Raw genomic sequence first — 21,209 nt, 5'->3', positions numbered from 1 at the left:
AGCGTGGCGCCTGCCCGGTTCATTCGACGTACAGGTGTACCCGGTTGCGGCCGTGGTGCTTGGCAACGTAGAGCGCCTGGTCGGCATGATCGAGCAGCGCGCCGGGCGCCGTCTTGCCGTCCGTTTCGCTGATACCGGCACTGAACGACACGCTGAAGGTGCGCGCATCGCTGGCGTTGAAGCCGTTGAAGCTCAGGGCGGCGAAGCGCTCGCGGATCTCGTCGAAGATGCGCCGGGCTTCCTCGGCCGAACACTCGGGCAGCACCGCGACGAACTCCTCGCCGCCATAGCGGCCCAGGCTGTCGATCCGCCGCAGGCGCTGGCGCAGCAGGTTGGCGAGGGCGCGAATCACGTTGTCACCGGCGGCGTGGCCGTAGCGGTCGTTGACCTGCTTGAAGTGGTCGAGGTCGAGCATCACCACACTGGTCGGCTTGCTGCTGCGGCTGGCGCGCTGTACTTCGAGCGCCAGCTGGTCCTTGATGTCGGCGTGCTTGAGCAGCCCGGTCAGGCTGTCACGCGAGAGCGCGGTGCTCAGCGATCGGGCGCGCTGGGCATGGGAATACACCGAGGCGATCAGCTCGCTGTCGCTGATCGGTTTGGTGATGAAGTCGTCGCCGGCCTTGAGCAGGGCGGCCATCTGCCGGTTGATGTCGGTCTCGGCGGACAGGTAGATGATCGTCACGCGTAGCCACTCGTCATGCAGGCGGATCATCTGCGCCAGCTCCGGACCGCTGCAGCCGGGCATGTCCACGTCCAGTACCAGCACCTCGGGGTTGAAGGCATGCATCATGTCCAGCGCGCGCTGCGGTTCGGACAGGGTTTGCACCTGCATCTGCGAGTTGCGTAGCACCAGACCGTAGCGTTCGGCCAGCCTGGCATCGTCGTCGACGATCATCACCCGGTACGGTTCGCCCTGTTGCCGGTTGAGGCAGCGCTCCAAGCTGTTTTCCAGTTGGGTGATGTCCAGCGGCCGGCAGAAGAAGCCCTGGGCGCCGGCGCGCACGGCGGCGAGCTGGCTGGAGAAATCGAAGCGATCATGGATCACCAGCAGCGGCAGCGGGGTGTCCAGCTGCTGTTGCAGGGCGGCGATCGGTGCAAGTTCGTCGTCGTGTTGCACGCCGACGATCAGCGCATCGGGCAACTGCTGCGCGATGGCCTCTTGCAGGGCGCTGAAGTCGGCATAGAGCAGCGCCTCGTAGCCGAAGTTGCGCAAGGTCTGCGTCACGCTTGCGCCGGCCTTGGCATCGCTGCCGAGCAGGTAGATGCGGCAGCCCGGTTGCAGTTCGTCCGGCAGTTCGTGAGGTTCCTGGCTGGTTCCGGTGTGTTCGTCGAGCGGTACCGCGCTGGCGAACTGGCGCGTGGCGCGGGCAAAGGCGGCGACGGCCTGGACGCTGGGCTTGCTGCTGTCGAGCCAGCGACTGGCACGCTGTTCGAGCACGCGGGCGCGCTCGCCGAGGCGGGCGAAGCCGAAGGTGCCGGCAGCCCCGGCCAGCTTGTGCAACCGCTCGCGGATCTTCACCACCAGCAGGCGCCGCGACTCGGGCGCGCGGGTCTGCTGCAGTTCGCTGGCCAGCTCGGCGAGCACCGGCAGCTCGCTGCGCAGGCGTTCGGCAAATTGCTCGTTCTGCAGCTGCAGCTGGCGCTGCAGCTCGGTGAGCGAATGCTCAGACATCCCGGCCCTCCCAGATTTCGCGCAGCTGGTTCGCCAGTTGCAGCGGGTCGAAGGGTTTCCCCAGCACCGCCCGCATGCCCAGCCGCTGCAGTTCGTCACGGTTGTCCAGTTGCAGGTTGCCGGTGAGGAACACCACCGGCACCTCGCTCAGGTCGATGCGCTCGGCGAGCTGGCGCAACAGTTCGATGCCATCCATCTGCGGCAGCATGACGTCAAGCAGGATCAGCTGCGGGGCGAAAGCCTCGACCTGCTCCAGCGCGGCCTGGCCGGTGGGGCAGCTGAGCACCTCGAAGCCGCCGAGTTTCTCCAGGGCGATGCGGGTGATCACCTGGATCGACGGTACGTCCTCGACATGCAGAATGCGCTTGAGCTGTTTCATCGGTCGTTTCCATCGACGGCGTTGAGCCGCTCGCAAGGCAGTTCGAACCAGAAGCAGGCGCCTTGGCCGGGCACGGAGTCGAAGCCGATGCGCCCGCCCATGCGTTCGATCAGCTCCTTGCTGATTGCCAGGCCCAGGCCGGTGCCACCCTGCTGACGGCTGTCGGAGGAGTCGGCCTGGGCGAACTTCTGGAACACCCGCTCGCGGAAGTTCTCGGCGATTCCCGGCCCTCGGTCTCGGACGCTGACACGTACCCGATCGTCACGCAGATCGGCACGCAGGTCGATGGTTTCCCCAGGCGGGGAAAACTTCGCCGCGTTGGACAACAGGTTGCTCAGCACCTGATGCAGGCGCATGCCATCGACGCGAACCCGCACGGGCTCGCTGTGGCTCAGCCGATAGCGCACGCCATGATGCTCGGCATAACTCTGGTTGCTGCGCAGAGCTTGCTGCAGCAACGGGTGCAGCGGCTGCGACTGCAGATCGAAACGCATCTTGCCGGCAGCCAATTTGTCCATGTCGAGTAGATCGTCGATCAGCGCGCCGAGTCGCTGGCTGTTCTGGTAGGCGATATCCAGCAGTTCGCGCATCTCGCCCGGAACGGCGCCCATGACGTTGGAGCCGATCAGCGCCAGCGAGCCGGTGATGGAGGTCAGTGGCGTGCGCAGTTCGTGGCTGACGGTGGAGATGAACTCGCGCTGCAGCCGCTCGATGCGCTTGCGCTCGGTGATGTCGTGCAGCACCGCCACCGCGCCCATCGGCTTGCCGTCGGAGGTGAACAGCGGGTCGGCGTTGACCAGCACGTGGCGTGCGGTGCCGCTGGCATTGAGCACCATCTCCTCGTTGCTGATGTGCTCGCCGTGCAGTGCCCGCATCAGCGGAATCCGCTCGGCCGGTATCGGCGTCACGCCATCGGCCAGGCACAGCTTGTAGCGCTCGCTCCACTGCGCCGGCGAAATCGGCAGGACATCGGCATGGTGCCACTGCTTGGCTTTTTCGTTGAACAGGGTCAGATTGCCGGCGGCATCGCAGGCGATGACGGCCTCGGACAGCGCCTCGAGCAGGCGGCGGTTCATCTCCTGCTGCTTGTCCAGCTCGAGTTGCTCGGCCTTGCGTTCGGTGATGTCGGTGACCAGGCCGTGCCAGAGCACCGAACCGTCCGGTTGACTCAGCGGTGTGGCGCGGGCTTCGACCCAGATCAGCCCCTTGTGCGGGTGATCGACGCGGTGCTCGATGTGCCAGGTACTCAGGCTGGCCGCGGCTTGGCGAATGCTTTCCAGCATGCGCCGGCGGTCGTCGGCATGCACCCGCGCGAAGATCGGCGCGATGCTGGTGGTCAGCTGGGCCGGGGTGAGCGCGTAAATCTGCTCGACGCCCTCGCTGACGTAGAAGAAGCGCCCCGGTGCCGCGGGCCGCCACTGGAACTGGAAGAGCATGCCCGGAACCTGCGCGGCGATCTGCTGCAGGCGCAGGCGCAGCTGTTCCTGGTATGCCAAGTCGTAGGCGCTGACCAGGTAGCCGCGCAGTGCCTCGCGCTCGTCGCGGATCGGCGCGACGTTGATCAGTACCGGCACCTCGCCGCCGTTGCGGTGGCGCAGGTGCCAGCGCGACATTTCCCGGCGACAGTTGCGCAGGGGCGTGGTGAGCACCGCGAAGTCGGACTCCAGTGGCCCGCCCAGTTCGGCTTCGAGGGCGGCGGCATGCTGCTGCAAGGCGCGCTTATCGAATAACGCGGTGGTCAGTGGCTGGCCGAGCAACTCCTGCGGGGCGAAGCCGAGCAGCCGTTCGGCGGTGGGATTGAGGCTGACGATCTGGCCTTCGCGGTCGGTGACCAGCACCGCCGTGGTCGTGCTGTCGAGAATCGCCTGTTGCAGCGCGGCCTGTTCAGCGTGTCGGTGCGCCAGCAGGCGCTCCTCGAACAGGCGCATGACCTGCCGGCTCAGGCGCTCCAGTGTGTCGCGCTGCTCGTCGCTGAGCTGGCGCGGCTCGCGGTCGATGACGCAGAGCGTGCCCAGGCGATAGCCGTCCGGAGTGCTCAGCGGCGCGCCGGCATAGAAGCGGATATGCGGTTCGCCGGTGACCAGCGGGTTGTCGCAGAAGCGCGGATCCTGCTGCGCGTCGGAGACTTCGAAGATGCCGCTGCCGGCGATGGTGTGCGCGCAGAAGGAGATGTCGCGCGGAGTTTCGCTGACGCTCAGGCCCACGCGGCTCTTGAACCACTGGCGGCGATCGTCGACCAGCGAGATCAGCGCGATGGGAGTGTCGCAGAAGCGCGCGGCGAGGGCGGTGAAGTCATCGAATTCCACTTCCTCGGGCGTATCGAGGATCTCGTAGCGCAGCAGCGCCGCCAGGCGCGACAGTTCGCGAGGTGCGGAAGGGGCCGGCGCGGGCGCCGGGCTCGGTTGCGATGACTGCATGAAAGCCTGCATGGTTGCTTGGAACGGCTCGCGGGTAATGCGGCGAGTCCTCTTAGTATCGGCCAGCGGCCCAGATGCTGCGAATCTGTTCGGCCAGCCGCATCGGATCGAACGGCTTGATGATGACGTCGCGGGCCCCGAGGCTGAGCAACTGCTCGACCTCGCGTGGCTGCACTTTGGCGGTCATGAAGGCGACTGGTACCTGCGCCAGGTCGATGCGCTCGCGCAGGCGGATCAGGGTCTCGGGACCGTCCATGCCCGGCATCATCACGTCCAGCAGAACGAAATCGGGCGCGAAGGCTTCGACCTTCTCCAGAGCCTCGGCGCCCGACGTGCACGATAACACTTGATACCCGCCGACCGCTTCGAGGGCCAGCTTGGTAACGGCCTGAATCGACGGATCGTCCTCGACGTGCAGGATACGTCGCAGTTCGCTCATGCACTGTTCTCCGATTGTGCGGTAGGGATCAGGGTTAGGCCGTTGCCGCTCACGAAGGTGCCGTGACCGACGCGGCGATGGGCAGTTCGAACCAGAAGCAGGCACCTTGGCCGGGAACGGAATCGAAGCCGAGGCGGCCGCGCATGTGTTCGGTCAGCTCCTTGCTGATGGCCAGGCCGAGTCCGGTGCCGCCCTTCTGCCGGGTGTCGGACGAGTCGGCCTGGGAGAACTTCTCGAAGATCCGCGAGCGGAATTCTTCCGGTACGCCGGGACCCTGATCGCGCACGCTGACCCGCACCCAATCGCCGCGCTGCTCGCTGGCAAGCTCGACGATCCCGCCCACCGGGGAGAATTTGATCGCGTTGACCAACAGATTGGCCAGCACCTGCTGCAACCGGCTGTCGTCCACTTCCACCAGCGGGTCCGCCGCCGCCTGCAGGACGAAGCGCACCTGCTGCTGGTCGGCGTAGCCCTGGTTGCTGCTGATGGCCTGCTCCAGCAGCGGACGCAGGTGCTGGATGCGCATGTCGAAGGCCATCTTGCCGGCGACCAGCTTGTCCATGTCCAGCAGATCATCGATCAACCGGCCCAGGCGCAGGCTGTTCTGGTGGGCGATGGCGAGCATCTGCTGCATGGGCGCCGGCGCGCCACCGAGGGCGCCGCCGGTAATCAGTCCGAGCGCGCCGGCGATGGAGGTCAGCGGGGTGCGCAGCTCGTGGCTGACGATCGACACCAGCTCGCTTTTCATTCGTTCGATGCGCTTGCGCTCGGTGATGTCGCGGACCAGGCCGATGAACTTGCGTTCACCGTGGTGCATGATCTGCGAGACGCGCAGTTCGATGGTGAAGGTCTCGCCATTGCGGCGCTGGGCCACCAGTTCGCGGTTCTGCTCAAGGGCGCGGGAATGGCCGCTGCGCACGTAGTGGGCGAGATAGCCGTCATGTGCGGAGCGATCCGGCTCGGGCATCAGCTGCGAAAGGTTGTGGCCGATGATCTCCTCGCCGCGGTAGCCGAAGATCTGCTCGGCGGCGTGGTTGAAGGTTTCGATGATGCCGCGTTCGTCGATGATGATGATCGCGTCGATCACATTGTCGATCAGCATGCTCAGGTAGCGCTCGCGTTCCTGCATGTCCTGCTCGGCGCGCATATGAGCGGTGACGTCCCAGATGAAGCCCTCGCACCACTGGGCGGCGCCGTCCTGCTCGTGCACCATGCGGCCGCGCTCGCGTAGCCAGAGGCCGCGGCCCTGCGCGTCGCGGATGCGGTAGGTGAGCTCGAAAACCTCCGCGCCATCCGGGCGCCGCGCGCGCGGCAGGTCATCCGGATGAACCAGGCTGAGGTAGCTGCGCAGGCGATTGTCGATGAAGTCGCTGGCTGGATAGCCGGTGAGTCGCTCGATGCCGTCGCTCAGGTAGCTCATGCGGCGTTCGGCGTCGTTGCGGCAGCGATACACCGCGCCAGGCAGGTTGCCGACCATGCCGCGGTAGCGGCTCTCGCTCTGTTGCAGCGCCCGAGTGGCGGCCATGAGTTCGGTGATCTCGGTGGCGAAGCCGTGCCAGAGCACGGCGCCATCGGCCAGGCTCTCGGCGCTGGCGCGGCCCTCGATCCAGAGCGTGCCGCGTTGCGGATGCTCGAGGCGGAATTCGGTGGCCGCCTTGCCCTCGCGAATCGCCCGGGTGAGCGTGCTACGCAGGCGCGGCAGGTCGTCCGGATGCACACCGGCCGTGGCCAGCTGGGGATCGCCGATCAGGTTCTCCGGGCTCTGTCCATACAGCGCCCGGGCACCCTCGCTGACATAGAGGAAGGCGTGGCGGCCGTCGGCGTAGCGCTTGAGCTGAAAGACCATGCCCGGCAGCAGGCTGGCGATCTTCTGCGCGCGTTCGAGCATGCGCTGATGGCTACGTGCATGTTGCTGGCGGCTCAACTGGTGCTGGCGCTGCACGATCAGCCGGCGCTGCAGCAGGTAGACCAACAGCCACAGCAGGAGCTCGGCGATCAGCCAGGCGATGCCCCACTTCAATAGCAGGCGCTGGTCGACGTTGGCGTGCTCGCGCACCAGCGGACTGATGTCGCGCCAGGCCAGGGCGGCGGCCAGCGGCGTACCCTGCTGCTGTTCGCGGGCATCGTGCAGCGGAATCTGGTTGACCAGAAAGGTCCGACCGTCCGCCTGCAGCAAACCTTGCGCCGTGTCGTTGGCCGGCGTCGGCAGCTGGTTCATCTGCGCCCAGTGCAGGATCTGCGTGGCCGAGTGCCCGGTGAGCAGCCAGTCGCTGTCGTGACCCAGCTGCACGCCGATCGGTGCGGATGTGCTGGCCGGCAGCGCCTTGCGGTCGATGATCAGCGCCAGCCCGGCGCCCAGTTGTGCGCTTAGCTGGTCCAGCTTGGGCAGACTGCCGAAGCCGACTTCCAGCGCGCCGATGACTGCGCCGGTGGCGTCGTCACCGGAGCGCAGCGGCACGATGCTACGACTGCTGGCACCATGCTGATCGATGACCAGCCCGGCCTGCGGCCGCCCTTCGCGCAATGCCGCCGCGAGCAGCGGCTGCCGGGCCGCCTGGGCCTCGCCGAAAGCGTCGGGCTGCTGCATGTGCAGCACGCCGATGCCGGCTTCGCTCCAGAACAGCTGTAGTTGCAGCCCCTGTTGCGCCTGCATGGCCTGCCAGGCGGGTTGCAGCGTATCGCTCAGCTGTTGCCGCAGCCGGGTCAGTGTCGCCGCGTCCCACGGTGTGCCGGCGCGCAGTTCGCGATCAATCTGACGCATGCTGGCGAGCAGCCGTGGATCGCTGCCCAGCGCGGCGGCGAGCATCTGCGCCTGGCGCTCCTGGCCGCGTTGGGCACTTTGCAGCGCGAGACTCTGCAGCTGGCCCTGGTTGGCAATCTCCAGCTGCCAGACTGCGACCCGACCGAGATAGTCGTTGAGTGCCAGTGCGCCGAACAGCACGGCGAGCAGCAGGCTGCCGAGGCCGAAGATCCGCCGTGGCGTCGGCAGACGCAGGGGGGTCATCCGCACGGGCTGGTCCAGCGCCGCGCGGGCTGCTGCGAACGAATCGCGGCGGGCCTGGTAGGCGACGGCGAAGCGGAGCGGCACGGGAAGATATGGTCAGGCATGCGCTGCATCGCTGGCGGTTCTTCCAGGAAAGAATGAATGATGGCTTGGTGATATCACGCGGCGCGAATTGTAGACCATCTGTGATGCTTGTCGCAGTGGTTGGCTGCTCCGGCAGGTACGGCATGGCGAATCACAGCGCAAGGCTGGATAAAAATCAGCCATCAGGCGACGGCCGGTCCTCGGTGCGCTGGCTTTCAGGGTGTCGGGGGCGATAATGCCTTTCAGGTCCGCGAGCGGGCCTGTGGTCTTCATTGCACCGCGAGGCACCCGCATGACCTGGCATACCGGCTTTCTGCAGCTGTCGATCTGGCAGCTGGTCGCGACCGTTCTCCTGCTGACCCATGTCACCATCGTCAGCGTCACCGTCTACCTGCACCGCTATTCGGCGCACCGCGCGCTGGAGCTGCATCCGGCGCTCAAGCACTTCTTCCGCTTCTGGCTGTGGCTGACCACGGCGATGAACACCCGTGAGTGGACGGCCATCCATCGCAAGCACCACGCCAAGTGCGAAACCCCTGACGACCCGCACAGCCCTCGGCACAAGGGGTTGGCTACCGTGCTGGGCAAGGGCGCCGAGCTCTACATGGCCGAGGCGAAGAACGCCGAGACCCTGCGCATCTACGGCAAGAACTGCCCGGACGACTGGATCGAGCGCAAGCTCTACTCACGTTTTCCCAACGCCGGCATTGGGTTGATGCTGCTGCTCGACCTGGCGTTGTTCGGCGTTCTCGGCCTGAGCGTCTGGGCGGTGCAGATGATCTGGATCCCATTCTGGGCCGCCGGCGTGGTCAACGGCCTCGGCCACGCCGTCGGCTATCGCAACTTCGAATGCCGCGATGCGGCGACCAACCTCGTGCCCTGGGGCATCCTCATCGGTGGCGAGGAGCTGCACAACAACCATCACACCTATCCCAACTCGGCCAAGCTGTCGGTGCGCAAGTGGGAGTTCGACATGGGCTGGGCGTGGATTCGTCTGTTCAGCCTGTGCGGCCTGGCCAAGGTCAACCGCACCGCGCCGATCGCCCATCGGGTCGAGGGCAAGCAGCAGCTGGACATGGACAGCGCCATGGCGATCCTCAACAACCGGTTCCAGATCATGGCGCAGTACCGCAAGCTGGTGATCGTGCCGCTGGTGCGCCAGGAGCTGAGCCGCGTCGACGTCTCGCTGCACCGGCAGTTCCGCCGAGCCAGACGTCTGCTCGCGCGCGAGCCGAGTCTGCTGCAGGACGAGCAGCAGGCGCGCATCCAGCTGGTGCTGGAGCAGAGCCAGGCGCTCAGGGTGATCTACGAGAAGCGCCTGGCGCTGCAGCAGATCTGGAGCAAGACCAGCAGCAACGGCCACGACATGCTGGCGGCGATCAAGCAGTGGGTACACGACGCCGAGCAGAGCGGCATCCAGTCGTTACGCGAGTTCGCCGAGCAGCTGAAGACCTATTCGTTGCGCCCGGCTGCGGCGCTGGCCTGACCTTTGATCGGCGCATGCGACCGTTGGTACCGCCCTTGGAACTTTGCTCGCCGCCAACTCTCTGATCAGCATTCTTAATCCATGCAGGGCCGTCGCGCAGATGTCGCCATGGCGTGCTCAGGAAGACGGTCATGCAGTTGGCGAGCAAGCGAAGTGAAACGGGGATGGGGATGCTGCCGGGAGTGGATGCGCAGACGCTGTTGGCGCTGATGCATGCGCGGGGCGAGGTCGCGCGGCTGAGCGAGCGCGATCAACTTTTCAATACCCTGCTCGGTGGCGTCAACGCGGTGCTCTGGGCCTTCGACTGGCAGGCACAGCGGATGGTCTACGTGAGCCCTGCCTACGAGTCGATCTTCGGTCGTTCGGCGGCGCTGCTGCTCGCCGACTACGCCGAGTGGCGCAACAGCATCTATCCGGACGATCTGGAGTACGCGCAGAAAAGCATGCTCGAGGTGCTCGACGAGGGCGCCGTGGAAACCCGCGAGTACCGCATCATCCGGGGTGACGGCCAGCTGCGCTGGCTGAGCGACAAGTGCTTCCTCGGCCGGCGCGCCGAGAACGGCCAGGGGCCGATCATCGTCGGCATCGCCGAGGACATCACCGAGAAGAAGCAACTCGAAGGCGAACTGCAGCGTCTGGCCACCACCGATGTGCTGACCCAGAGCAGCAACCGTCGGCACTTCTTCGACTGCGCCCAGCGCGAATTCGAGCACGCCCAGCAGTTCGCCGCGCCGCTGGCGTTCCTGCTGCTGGACATCGATGACTTCAAGCGGATCAATGACACGCACGGCCATCAGACCGGCGACCAGGTTCTGCAGCGCGTCGCCCAGTGCGGTGCTTCGGTGCTGCGGCGTGGTGACGTCTTCGGCCGCATCGGCGGCGAGGAATTCGCGGCAGTGCTGCCGGGCTGCCAGCCGGATCTGGCCGAGCAAATCGCCGAACGTCTGCAGCGCGAGATCCAGCGTCTGTCGTTCAGCCTGCCCAACGGGCAACGCTTCAGCGTCACCGCCAGTTTCGGCCTGACCTATCTGAAGGCCGAGGATAGCGAGCTGACGTCGGTGTTCGCCCGCGCGGATGCCGCGATGTACCAGGCCAAGCGACTGGGCAAGAACCAGGTGATCGTTGGCTGAGGCGGCCAGCGATCAATGGCACCGCCCCGGCTCGACCGCCTCGGCAGTCTGGGTCGCCAGTTCGTCATAACCCCGGCCAAGGAACTGCACCAGGCAGAAACCGTGACCGAAGGGGTCGGCCATCAACGCCAGCTTGCCCCAGACCTGAGTGGTGATCGGCTGTTCGAGGCGTGCGCCATGCAGCAGCGCCTTGTCCACGGCGAACTCGATGTCCTCCACGACGAAATCCAGATGGACCGGCGTCCAGTGTCGCTGGTAATGGCGCCGCTGACTGCCCGCCGGTGAGATGGGCGTGCCGGCCGGCTTGTGCAGCAGATAGAGCGGGGCGGGACCGCCGAGCATCTCGACGGCGAAACCGGCAAGGCGGCGCCCGACCCGCAGGCCGAACACCGAACCGTAGAAGTCGACGGCCTGCTCCAGATCGTCTACATCGAGATTGATCAGGAAGTCCATTCGGCCTCCTTCTGACGCGCTCTTTCGGGTCGGCGCCCGGATTGTGCCCGTGACGCCTTTAGCGCGGCAGCGGTTGCTGTTGGGTGATGCAGTGGATATTGCCGCCACCCAGCAGGATTTCCCGGCCCGGCACCATCACCACTTCGCGCTCGGGGAACAGTCGACGCAGGATGGCTTCGGCTTCGCTGTCGTGCGGGTCGTCGAAGCTGGGCGCGACGATGCCGCCGTTGACGATGAGGAAGTTCACGTAGCTGCCGGCCAGCCGGATCGTTGCGGCACGTGTCTGGCTGCCTTCCGCCGGCTGCACGCCAGCGCATTCTTCCTCGGTCGCATACAGCGGGCCGGGAATCGGCATCTTGTGCACCTTGAGCGCACGGCCACGGGCATCGCGCGCCTGGTCGAGGCAGCGCAGCGCCTGCTGGCAGCGCTCGAAGTTGGGGTCGTTGACATCGTCGGTCCAGGCCAGCAATACCTCGCCGGGCCGCACGAAGCAGCAGAAGTTATCGACGTGGCCGTCGGTCTCGTCGTTGTACAGGCCCCACGGCAGCCAGATCACCCTGTCGATGGCCAGGTGCTCGGCGAGCACTGCCTCGATCTCCTCGCGCGTCAGCTGCGGGTTGCGGTTGCGGTTGAGCAGGCATTCCTCGGTGGTGATCAGCGTGCCTTCGCCATCGACGTGGATCGAGCCGCCTTCGAGCACGAAACCTTCAGTGCGGTAACGGTCGCAGCGCTCGATCTCGAGGATCTTGCGTGCCACCTCGTCATCGCGCTGCCAGTCAGCATACAGCCCGCCATCCTCGCCGCCCCAGGCGTTGAAGCTCCAGTCGACGCCGCGCAGGCCGCCCTTGCCGTCGATGACGAAGGTCGGCCCGGTGTCGCGCACCCAGGCGTCGTCGTTGCTGATTTCCACCACGCGGATGCGCGGATCGTCGAGTTGCTCGCGGGCGGCCAGGTATTGCGCGGCCGAGGCGCACACAGTCACCGGCTCGAAACGCGCGATGGCCTTGGCCACGGCGGTGAAGGCGGCCTGCGCCGGGCCGGCCTCGTTGCGCCAGTTGTCCGGGCGCTCTGGCCAGACCATCCAGGTCTGGCTGTGTGGTGCCCATTCGGCGGGCATGTGGAAGCCGTCTTGGTGGGGCGTGGAGGTGAGGGTGGTCATCGCGGTATCTCTCGTAGGGTGGAAAACCGCGCAGCGTTTTCCACCGAGGGTGCAACCGGTGGAAAAGGCCGTTGGCCGTTTTCCACCCTACGTTCATTCAGACGGCGTCTGGCCGTCGAGGGTGCGGATCGGGCCATAGAGGTTCGGCCGGCGGTCGCGGAACACGCCCCAGGCGCTGCGGATGTGCTCCAGCTGATCGAGATCGAACTGGTGCACCAGCACGCCCTCGCTGGTTTCGTCCATTTCCTCGACCTTGGCACCGAACTGGTCGGCGATGAACGACGAGCCGTAGAAGGTGATGTCGTAGCCGTCCTGCTCTTCGCGGCCGATGCGGTTGCTGGCGATCAGCGGCATCAGGTTGGCGCCGGCATGGCCCTGCTGCACGCGCTGCCAGTGGTCGCGCGAGGTGATGTTCGGGTCGTGCGGTTCGCTGCCGATGGCGGTCGGGTAGAACAGCAGTTCGGCGCCCATCAGCGCCATGCTGCGGGCGGTCTCGGGGAACCACTGGTCCCAGCAGATCGCCACGCCGATGCGCGCATAGCGGGTCTGCCAGACCTTGAAGCCGCTGTCGCCGGGGTTGAAGTAGTACTTCTCGTGGTAGCCGGGGCCATCCGGGATGTGGCTCTTGCGGTAGACGCCGAGCAGCGTGCCGTCGGCGTCGATGATGGCGATGGAGTTGAAGCGCGCGCGCCCGGCCAGTTCGAAGAAGCTGATCGGCAGTACCACCTTGAGCTCGGCGGCGACTTTCTGGAAATGCCGGATCGCCGGATTGTCCTCGACCGAGGTGGCCAGCTGCAGGTATTCGGGGTTGGGCTTCTGGCAGAAATAGGGGGTCTCGAACAGTTCCTGGATGAGGATGATCTGTGCGCCCTTGGCGGCAGCATCGCGCACCAGCCGCTCGGCATTGGCGATGTTCGCCTGGCGATCCCAGGAACAGGCCATCTGGGTGGCGGCGACGGTGACGGTACGGGACATGAGGGACCTCGCGGAAAATGAAGGGTCGGTCAGGAATGGAGTGATTCTAGGCGAGATTGTTCGGCGCCAGGCAGGGCCGCGCGCGCCGCTACGCCGCCGGCAGCGTGCTGGGCGGCGGTCAGCGGATCAGACCGTGTGCAGGTACCAGTTGTACTCGAGGTCGGAGATCGAATGCTCGAACTCGGCCAGCTCGCTTTCCTTGCAGGCGACGAAGATGTCGATGTAGTCCGGGCTGATGTAGCGCGCCATGATCTCGCTGTCGTCCAGCTGGCGCAGGGCATCGCGCAGGTTGGTCGGCAGGCTCTGCTCGACCTGCTCGTAGGAATTGCCCTCGATCGGTGCATCCGGCTCGATGCGGTTGGTCAGGCCGTGGTGGATGCCCGCCAGTACCGCCGCCAGCAGCAGGTAGGGGTTGGCGTCGGCGCCGGCGACACGGTGCTCGATGCGCACGGCATCCGGGCTGTCGGTCGGTACGCGCAGCGCCACGGTGCGGTTGTCCATGCCCCAGCAGGGCGCGTTGGGCACGTAGAACTGGGCACCGAAGCGGCGGTAGGAGTTGACGTTGGGGCAGAGGAAGGCCATCGATGCCGCCATGGTCTCCTGCACGCCGCCGATGGCGTGACGCAGGGCCTGGCTTTCCAGCGGGTTATCGGTGGCGAAGATATTGTTGCCGTCCTTGTCGAGCAGCGAGATATGCACGTGCAGTCCGTTGCCGGCCTGGCCCGGATAGGGCTTGGCCATGAAGGTGGTGTCCATCTCGTGATCGTAGGCGATGTTCTTGATCAGCCGCTTGAGCAGCACCGCGTAGTCGCAGGCCTTGATCGGGTCGGCGACGTGATGCAGGTTGACCTCGAACTGCGCCGGGGCACTTTCCTTGACGATGGCGTCGGCCGGGATGCCCTGCTCCTTGGCCCCCTCGAGGATGTCCTGCAGACAGTCGACGTATTCGTCGAGATCGTCGATCAGGTAAACCTGGGTCGACTGCGGGCGCTTGCCGGAAATCGGCGAGCGCGGCGGCTGCGGCCGGCCGTTCACGTTCTCCTGGTCGATCAGGTAGAACTCCAGCTCGAAGGCGGCGCAGATGGTCAGGCCCATCGCGTCGAACTTGCTCACCACTTGGCGCAGCACTTCCCGTGGGTCGGCGAAAAACGGCGTGCCGTCGCGCTCGTGCATGGTCATCAGCAGCTGTGCGGTGGGGCGGCGCTGCCAGGGTTCGCGGCTGAGCGTGTTGGGAATCGGGAAGCAGGTGCGGTCCGAATCACCGATATCCATGCCCAGACCGGAGCTCTCCACGGTGATGCCGTTGATGTCGAGGGCGAACAGCGAGGCGGGGAGGTTGATGCCTTTCTCGTACACCTTGTGCAGGCTGGCGCGTTCGATCCGCTTGCCGCGCACCACCCCGTTCATGTCGGCAATGAGGAGGTCGATGTAGAGGACCTCCGGGTGTTCCTTGAGAAACGCGTTCGCTTCGTTGAGCTGAACGGCACGCGGCGGGGGAAGCATGATGAAGCACCTTAATTGTTAAAAATTTCAATCATCAGACTGCTTGTCTAGGAGTCAATCGGAAAGCCTGACGCCTGTCAATAGCGACGCCGGACGCCCCATGAAGGCCCATTGTGGGCATTTGCGGGGCATTTTTGTCGTCGCCGGTCGCTGGACGAAATGCACGTCGAGCGCGCCTTTGTTCGGCTATTGTCTATAAAAATGAACAAGACTACTCTCCGGTAAGCCTTGAACCGGAAGACGAGTATTCCATGCCGCGCAAGCCATTGATTGGCGTTTCCGCCTGCACCCGCCAGATCGGCCAGCACAGCTTCCACATCGCCGGCGATAAATACCTGCGTGCCGCGGCAATCGCCGGCGTGCCGCTGGTCATCCCGGCGCTGGACGAGCTGATCGACCAGAGCACGTTATTAGAGAGCCTGGACGGCCTGCTGTTCACCGGTTCGCCGTCGAACGTCGAGCCGTTTCATTATGGCGGCCCGGCGAGCGCGGTCGGCACCCACCATGACCCCTCGCGCGACCGCCTGACCCTGCCGCTGATCCGTGCCGCGGTGCATGCCGGAATTCCGGTATTCGGCATCTGCCGCGGCTTTCAGGAAATGAACGTGGCCTTCGGCGGCAGCCTGCACCAGAAAGTGCATGAGGTGGCGCCGTATCAGGATCATCGCGAGGACCCCGAGGCGCCGCTGGAGCTGCAGTACGGCCTCAGCCATGACCTCCACGTACAGCCTGGCGGGCTGCTGGAAAGTCTCGGCCTGCCCGCATTGGTTCGCGTCAACTCGGTACACGGGCAGGGCGTCGAGCGCCTGGGCCACGGCCTGCGCATCGAGGCATTGGCGCCGGACGGGCTGATCGAGGCGTTCTCCGTGGTCGAGGCCCGCACCTTCGCCCTCGGCGTGCAGTGGCATCCGGAATGGAAGGTGCATGAACACCCGCATTACCTGGCGCTGTTCCACGGCTTCGCCGAAGCCTGCCAGGAGCGCGCGAGACAGCGCTGATCGGACGCAGCGCTCATACCAGCAACCTGAGGTCATCATGGCTACCAAGCTCGACCAGCTCACCGGCTGGCTGAAAGAACGCAAGATCACTGAAGTGGAATGCCTGATCAGCGATCTGACGGGCATCGCCCGCGGCAAGATTTCACCGACCAACAAGTTCCTCGATGAGAAGGGCATGCGCCTGCCCGAGAGCGTGCTGCTGCAGACCGTCACCGGCGATTACGTCGAGGACGAGGTCTACTACGAGCTGCTCGATCCGGCGGATATCGACATGTTCTGTCGGCCCGATCCGAACGCGGTATTCCTCGTGCCCTGGGCCATCGAGCCCACCGCCCAGGTGATTCACGACACCTACGACAAGATGGGCAACCCCATCGAACTGTCGCCGCGCAATATCCTCAAGCGCGTGCTGAAGATGTACGCCGACCGCGGCTGGCAGCCGATCGTCGCGCCGGAGATGGAGTTCTACCTGACCAAGCGCTGCGAGGACCCGGACCTGCCGTTCCAGCCGCCGGTTGGTCGTTCCGGCCGCCAGGAGACCGGCCGTCAGTCGTTCTCCATCGACGCGGCCAACGAATTCGATCCGCTGTTCGAGGACATGTACGACTGGTGCGAGGCCCAGGGCCTGGATCTGGATACCCTGATCCACGAGGAAGGCACTGCGCAGATGGAAATCAACTTCCGTCATGGCGAGGCGCTGCACCTGGCCGACCAGATCCTGGTGTTCAAGCGCACCATGCGCGAGGCCGCGCTCAAGCACAACGTCGCCGCCACCTTCATGGCCAAGCCGATGACCGGCGAGCCGGGCAGCGCGATGCACCTGCACCAGAGCGTGGTGGACCTGGAAACCGGGCGCAATATCTTCTCCAACCCGGACGGCTCGATGAGCTCGCTGTTCCTGCACCACGTCGGCGGCCTGCAGAAATACATCCCCGAGCTGCTGCCGCTGTTCGCACCCAACGTCAACTCGTTCCGCCGCTTCCTGCCCGACACCTCGGCGCCGGTCAACGTCGAGTGGGGCGAGGAGAACCGCACCGTGGGGCTGCGCGTGCCGGATTCCGACCCACAGAACCGCCGGGTGGAGAACCGCCTGCCCGGCGCCGACGCCAACCCCTATCTGGCCATCGCCGCCAGCCTGCTGTGCGGCTACATCGGTATGGTCGAAGAGCTACCGCCGAGCCCGCCGGTACGCGGACGTGGTTACGAGCGGCGCAACCTGCGGCTGCCGCTGACGCTGGAAACGGCGCTGGAGCGCATGGAGAACTGCCGCGAGCTGCGCAAGTACCTGAGTCCGAAGTTCATCACCGGCTACGTCGCGGTCAAGCGCGCCGAGCAGGAGAACTACAACCGGGTGATCAGCTCCTGGGAACGGGAGTTCCTGATGCTGTCGGTGTAAGGCAGCCGCAGGTGGATGAGGCTCCGTTCATCCGCCGACAACCCACATACAGCCGAAGAGGTGACCGATGAGCGATTCGCAAACCCTGCACTGGCAGGCCCTGGGCCGGGATCATCACCTGCCGCCGTTCACCGACTACAAGGCGCTGAACGCCAAGGGCACGCGCATCATCACCCGGGCCTCCGGCGTCTATCTGTGGGACAGCGAGGGGCACAAGATCCTCGATGCCATGGCCGGGCTGTGGTGCGTCAACGTCGGCTACGGTCGCGAGGAACTGGTGGAGGCGGCGGCGCAGCAGATGCGCGAACTGCCGTACTACAACCTGTTCTTCCAGACCGCGCACCCGCCGGCGTTGGCGCTGGCCAAGGCGATCGCCGAAATCGCTCCGGCCGGCATGAACCACGTGTTCTTCACCGGCTCCGGCTCGGAGGCGAACGACACCGTGCTGCGCATGGTGCGCCATTATTGGGCGATCAAGGGCCAGCCGTCGAAGAAGGTGGTCATCGGCCGCTGGAACGGCTACCACGGCTCGACCGTGGCCGGCGCCAGCCTGGGCGGCATGAAGGCCATGCACGGCCAGGGCGACTTCCCCATTCCCGGCATCGAACACATCGACCAGCCTTACTGGTACGGCGAGGGTGGTGAGCTCTCGCCGGAGGAGTTCGGCGTGCGGGTGGCCGACCAGCTGGAACAGAAGATTCTCGAAATCGGTGAGGACAAGGTGGCGGCCTTCATCGCCGAGCCGATCCAGGGCGCTGGCGGCGTGATCATTCCGCCGGACAGCTACTGGCCGCGAATCAAGGGGATCCTCGCACGCTACGACATCCTGTTCGTCGCCGACGAGGTGATCTGTGGTTTCGGCCGCACCGGCGAGTGGTTCGGCAGCGACTACTACGGCCTGGCGCCGGACCTGATGCCGATCGCCAAGGGGCTGACCTCCGGCTACATCCCCATGGGCGGCGTGGTGGTGCGCGACGAAGTGGTGCACACGCTCAACGAGGGTGGCGAGTTCTACCACGGCTTCACCTACTCGGGGCATCCGGTGGCTGCCGCGGTGGCGCTGGAGAACATCCGCATCCTGCGCGAGGAGAAGATCGTCGAGCGGGTGAAGACGAAGACGGCACCCTATTTGCAATCTCGCTGGCAGGAGCTGGCCGAGCATCCCTTGGTGGGTGAGGCCCGCGGTGTCGGCATGCTCGGTGCGCTGGAGCTGGTGAAGAACAAGAAGACTCGTGAGCGCTTCGCCGATCCGGGAGTGGGCATGCTCTGCCGCGAGCACTGCTTCCGTAACGGCCTGGTGATGCGCGCAGTCGGCGACACGATGATCGTTTCGCCGCCGCTGGTGATCGCCGAGGACGAAATCGACGAGCTGATCGGCAAGGTGCGCCTGTGCCTGGACGCGACGGCCAAGGACGTGCTCGGCTGAGCGTCGCGGCAGACGCGGCCGGCTGGGCTAAGGTTAGCGATTGCTGCCACGGTGCGTTCGGCTTGTTGAAAAAGCGCCCCCGACCTTGCCAGACTGCGCGCTGCGCGTGGCCAGAGCGCACCGAGGTTGTGTCGATGCCGACACACTGCCAGGCCGCCGTACTGTTCATGGCCTGTTCCACTGCCCCGATATAAACGATGACAACAGGAGCTGCACGGATGAATCCCTTCGCCAAGACCCTACTTGCCATGACGCTCGCCGGCACCGTTGCCGGGGCTGCGCAGGCCCAGGAAAAGGTACTGCACGTCTACAACTGGTCCGATTACATCGCCGAGGACACCCTGGAGAACTTCACCAAGGAAACCGGCATCAAGGTGGTCTACGACGTCTTCGACAGCAACGAGGTGCTGGAAGCCAAGCTGCTGGCCGGTAGCTCGGGTTATGACGTGGTGGTGCCGTCCAACCCGTTCCTGGCCAAGCAGATCAAGGCCGGCGTGTTCCAGAAGCTGGACAAGTCCAAGCTGTCGAACTGGGAAAACCTCGATAAGGACCTGCTCAAGGCGCTGGAGCCGAGCGATCCGGGTAACCAGTACTCGATCCCCTACATGTGGGGCACCATCGGCATCGGCTACAACGTCGACAAGGTCAAGGCCGTGCTGGGCGACAACGCGCCGGTGGACTCCTGGGACCTGGTGTTCAAGCCGGAGAACATCGAGAAGCTGAAGTCCTGCGGTGTGTCCTTCCTCGACTCGCCGACCGAAATTCTTCCGGCCGCCCTGCATTACCTGGGCTATGCGCCGGACAGCGGCAAGGCTGACGAGTTGAAGAAGGCCGAGGAGCTGTTCATGCAGATCCGTCCGCACGTGGCCTACTTCCATTCCTCCAAGTACATCTCCGACCTGGCCAATGGCGAGAGCTGCGTGGCCATCGGTTACTCGGGCGACATCTACCAGGCCAAGGCCCGCGCAGAGGAAGCCAAGAACGGCGTGAACGTCGGCTACAAGATTCCCAAGGAAGGGGCCGGCAGCTTCTTCGACATGCTGGCGATCCCCGCCGACGCGAAGAATGTCGAGAGCGCCCATGCCTTCATCAACTACCTGATGAAGCCGGAAGTCATGGCATCGATCACCGACTACGTGCAATTCCCCAATGGCAACGCCGCCGCCACTCCGCTGGTGGACGAAGCGATCCGCACCGACCCGGGCATCTACCCGAGCCAGGACGTGCTGAAGAAGCTGTACACCTTCCCCGACCTCGATCCGAAGACCCAGCGCGCGATGACCCGCAGCTGGACCAAGATCAAGTCCGGGCGTTGATCGTCGGACGCCGCACGCCGGTCGATGAGACCGGCGTTGCGGTGCCGCTGTGAAGTGTAGAGCGTCCCGACAGCAGCAGTGCTATCGGGAACACCCGGCGAGGGATAGCCGCGCAAACCGGTGTTGTGCCAGCTGGTCTACCGCTCGCGCTACCTTTTCCTCGCGCAACACTCGGATTTGTTGCGTCACCAGTTGATTTTTAGAGGTTTTTCCAATAAACAGCCCGGCTTTCCCCTCGGGGTAACGCGCGGCGTGGAACAAGAGGACTCAACCCATGCGCTCGACTCTCAAGTCGCTGATCATCGCCGCCGCGTTTGCCGGTACCGCCACGGCCCACGCCGCCACGGTGCACATCTACAACTGGTCGGATTACATCGGCGAAACGACGCTGGAAGAGTTCGAGAAAGAGACCGGCATCAAGCCCGTCTATGATGTGTTCGACTCCAACGAAACCCTGGAAGGCAAGCTGCTCGCCGGCCGCACTGGCTATGACGTGGTAGTGCCATCCAACCATTTCCTCGGCAAGCAGATCCGTGCCGGCGCCTTCCAGAAGCTCGACAAGTCCAAGCTGTCGAACTGGGAAAATCTCGACCCGGCGCTGCTCAAACAGCTGCAGAAGAACGACCCGGGCAACGCCCACGCAGTGCCCTATCTGTGGGGCACCAATGGCATCGGCTACAACGTCGAAAAGGTCAAGGCGGCGCTCGGCGTCGAGACGATCGACTCCTGGGCCGTGCTGTTCGAGCCGGAGCACGCGGCGAAACTCGCCAGCTGCGGTATCGCCTTCCTTGATTCGGCCGACGAGATGATCCCGGCGATGCTCAACTACCTGGGGCTGGATCCCAACAGCGAGAAGAGCGCCGATTACCGCAAGGCCGAGGAGAAGCTGCTGGCGGTACGCCCGCACGTGCGCTATTTCCACTCGTCCAAGTACATTTCCGATCTGGCCAATGGCAATATCTGCGTCGCCGCCGGGTTCTCCGGCGATGTGTTCCAGGCTGCCGCCCGCGCCGAGGAAGCCGGTAAAGGCATCGAGATCGCCTATGCGATTCCCAAGGAGGGCGGCAACCTCTGGTTCGACATGCTCGCCATCCCCGCCGACGCCAGCAATGTCGAACAGGCCCACGCCTTCATCAACTACCTGCTGCGCCCCGAGGTGATTGCCGCGGTGAGCGACTATGTCGGTTACGCCAACCCCAACCTCAAGGCGGGCGAGCTGATGGACCAGGAAGTGCGCCAGGACGCATCGGTGTATCCGCCGCAGGAAGTACTCGATCGCCTCTACGTCTCGGCCGAGCTGCCGGCGAAGATCCAGCGACTGATGAACCGCAGCTGGACCAAGGTGAAGTCCGGGAAATAAACCCCTGGGCGC

General features: G+C 65.1%; 16 protein-coding genes. 7 read left to right on the top strand and 9 right to left on the bottom strand.

Features of this window, described 5'->3' with window-relative positions; all coding sequences use genetic code 11:
- Positions 1-19: 19 nt before the first annotated feature.
- The 5 genes from N8H22_RS03500 to N8H22_RS03480 are packed head-to-tail and all read right to left on the bottom strand — an operon-like array spanning position 20 to position 7,911.
- Positions 20-1,672 carry a diguanylate cyclase gene (locus N8H22_RS03500; protein ID WP_264589221.1) on the bottom strand — a complete coding sequence of 551 codons (1,653 nt, stop codon included), beginning with the start codon at positions 1,670-1,672 and terminating at the stop codon, positions 20-22.
- Positions 1,665-2,051 (bottom strand): response regulator, encoded by a 387-nt coding sequence (locus N8H22_RS03495; RefSeq protein WP_264589220.1) that lies wholly within the window; start codon positions 2,049-2,051, stop codon positions 1,665-1,667. Before N8H22_RS03495 ends, N8H22_RS03500 begins: the two co-directional genes overlap by 8 nt.
- Positions 2,048-4,468, bottom strand: coding sequence for a PAS domain S-box protein (locus tag N8H22_RS03490; protein WP_264589219.1), 2,421 nt, complete (start codon positions 4,466-4,468; stop codon positions 2,048-2,050). The genes N8H22_RS03495 and N8H22_RS03490 overlap by 4 nt, the downstream gene beginning before the upstream one ends.
- A 52-nt stretch (positions 4,469-4,520) precedes the next feature.
- A complete protein-coding gene (locus tag N8H22_RS03485; protein WP_264589218.1) occupies positions 4,521-4,907 on the bottom strand; it encodes a response regulator in 387 nt (128 codons plus the stop codon).
- Between the two features lie 49 nt (positions 4,908-4,956).
- Entirely contained in the window at positions 4,957-7,911 is a 2,955-nt protein-coding gene (locus N8H22_RS03480; RefSeq protein ID WP_264589339.1) for a PAS domain S-box protein, read from the bottom strand.
- A gap of 376 nt (positions 7,912-8,287) precedes the next feature.
- On the opposite strand from N8H22_RS03480, the gene desA reads away from it, so the two are divergent.
- Both desA and N8H22_RS03470 read left to right on the top strand, forming a co-directional pair.
- The gene (gene desA / locus N8H22_RS03475; protein WP_264589217.1) at positions 8,288-9,481 is read left to right on the top strand and encodes a delta-9 fatty acid desaturase DesA; all 1,194 of its coding nucleotides are present in this window, start codon (positions 8,288-8,290) and stop codon (positions 9,479-9,481) included.
- 131 nt (positions 9,482-9,612) lie between these two features.
- Positions 9,613-10,611, top strand: coding sequence for a sensor domain-containing diguanylate cyclase (locus tag N8H22_RS03470; RefSeq protein WP_264589216.1), 999 nt, complete (start codon positions 9,613-9,615; stop codon positions 10,609-10,611).
- 12 nt (positions 10,612-10,623) lie between these two features.
- Here the strand turns inward: N8H22_RS03470 and N8H22_RS03465 are convergent, their stop codons facing one another.
- From N8H22_RS03465 to N8H22_RS03450, 4 genes are all read right to left on the bottom strand, one after another.
- Positions 10,624-11,064, bottom strand: a complete 441-nt coding sequence (locus N8H22_RS03465) for a VOC family protein (RefSeq protein WP_264589215.1) — start codon at positions 11,062-11,064, stop codon at positions 10,624-10,626.
- A gap of 58 nt (positions 11,065-11,122) precedes the next feature.
- Positions 11,123-12,223: an agmatine deiminase gene (gene aguA, locus N8H22_RS03460; protein ID WP_264589214.1), complete on the bottom strand. Its 1,101-nt coding sequence runs from the start codon at positions 12,221-12,223 to the stop codon at positions 11,123-11,125.
- 93 nt (positions 12,224-12,316) lie between these two features.
- Positions 12,317-13,198 carry an N-carbamoylputrescine amidase gene (gene aguB / locus N8H22_RS03455; protein ID WP_264589213.1) on the bottom strand — a complete coding sequence of 294 codons (882 nt, stop codon included), beginning with the start codon at positions 13,196-13,198 and terminating at the stop codon, positions 12,317-12,319.
- Between the two features lie 126 nt (positions 13,199-13,324).
- Complete coding sequence (locus N8H22_RS03450; protein ID WP_264589212.1) at positions 13,325-14,701, bottom strand: glutamine synthetase family protein; 1,377 nt, start codon at positions 14,699-14,701, stop codon at positions 13,325-13,327.
- 251 nt (positions 14,702-14,952) lie between these two features.
- Between N8H22_RS03450 and N8H22_RS03445 the strand changes: the two genes are divergently transcribed.
- From N8H22_RS03445 to N8H22_RS03425, 5 genes are all read left to right on the top strand, one after another.
- Positions 14,953-15,699: a gamma-glutamyl-gamma-aminobutyrate hydrolase family protein gene (locus N8H22_RS03445; protein WP_264589211.1), complete on the top strand. Its 747-nt coding sequence runs from the start codon at positions 14,953-14,955 to the stop codon at positions 15,697-15,699.
- Positions 15,700-15,736: 37 nt separating this feature from the next.
- Complete coding sequence (locus N8H22_RS03440) at positions 15,737-17,095, top strand: glutamine synthetase family protein (protein ID WP_264589210.1); 1,359 nt, start codon at positions 15,737-15,739, stop codon at positions 17,093-17,095.
- A 67-nt stretch (positions 17,096-17,162) separates the two neighbouring features.
- Positions 17,163-18,521 carry an aspartate aminotransferase family protein gene (locus tag N8H22_RS03435; protein WP_264589209.1) on the top strand — a complete coding sequence of 453 codons (1,359 nt, stop codon included), beginning with the start codon at positions 17,163-17,165 and terminating at the stop codon, positions 18,519-18,521.
- 218 nt (positions 18,522-18,739) lie between these two features.
- Entirely contained in the window at positions 18,740-19,837 is a 1,098-nt protein-coding gene (locus N8H22_RS03430; RefSeq protein ID WP_264589208.1) for a polyamine ABC transporter substrate-binding protein, read from the top strand.
- A gap of 274 nt (positions 19,838-20,111) precedes the next feature.
- On the top strand, positions 20,112-21,197 hold the full coding sequence (locus tag N8H22_RS03425) for a polyamine ABC transporter substrate-binding protein (protein WP_264589207.1): 1,086 nt from the start codon (positions 20,112-20,114) through the stop codon (positions 21,195-21,197).
- The last annotated feature ends 12 nt before the right edge of the window (positions 21,198-21,209 follow it).

This window comes from Stutzerimonas sp. S1, from assembly GCF_025966695.1.
In the GTDB taxonomy this organism is placed as follows: domain Bacteria; phylum Pseudomonadota; class Gammaproteobacteria; order Pseudomonadales; family Pseudomonadaceae; genus Stutzerimonas.
The sequence above is the reverse complement of the archived record's forward strand: the minus strand, read 5'-3'. Positions and strand labels throughout refer to the sequence as shown.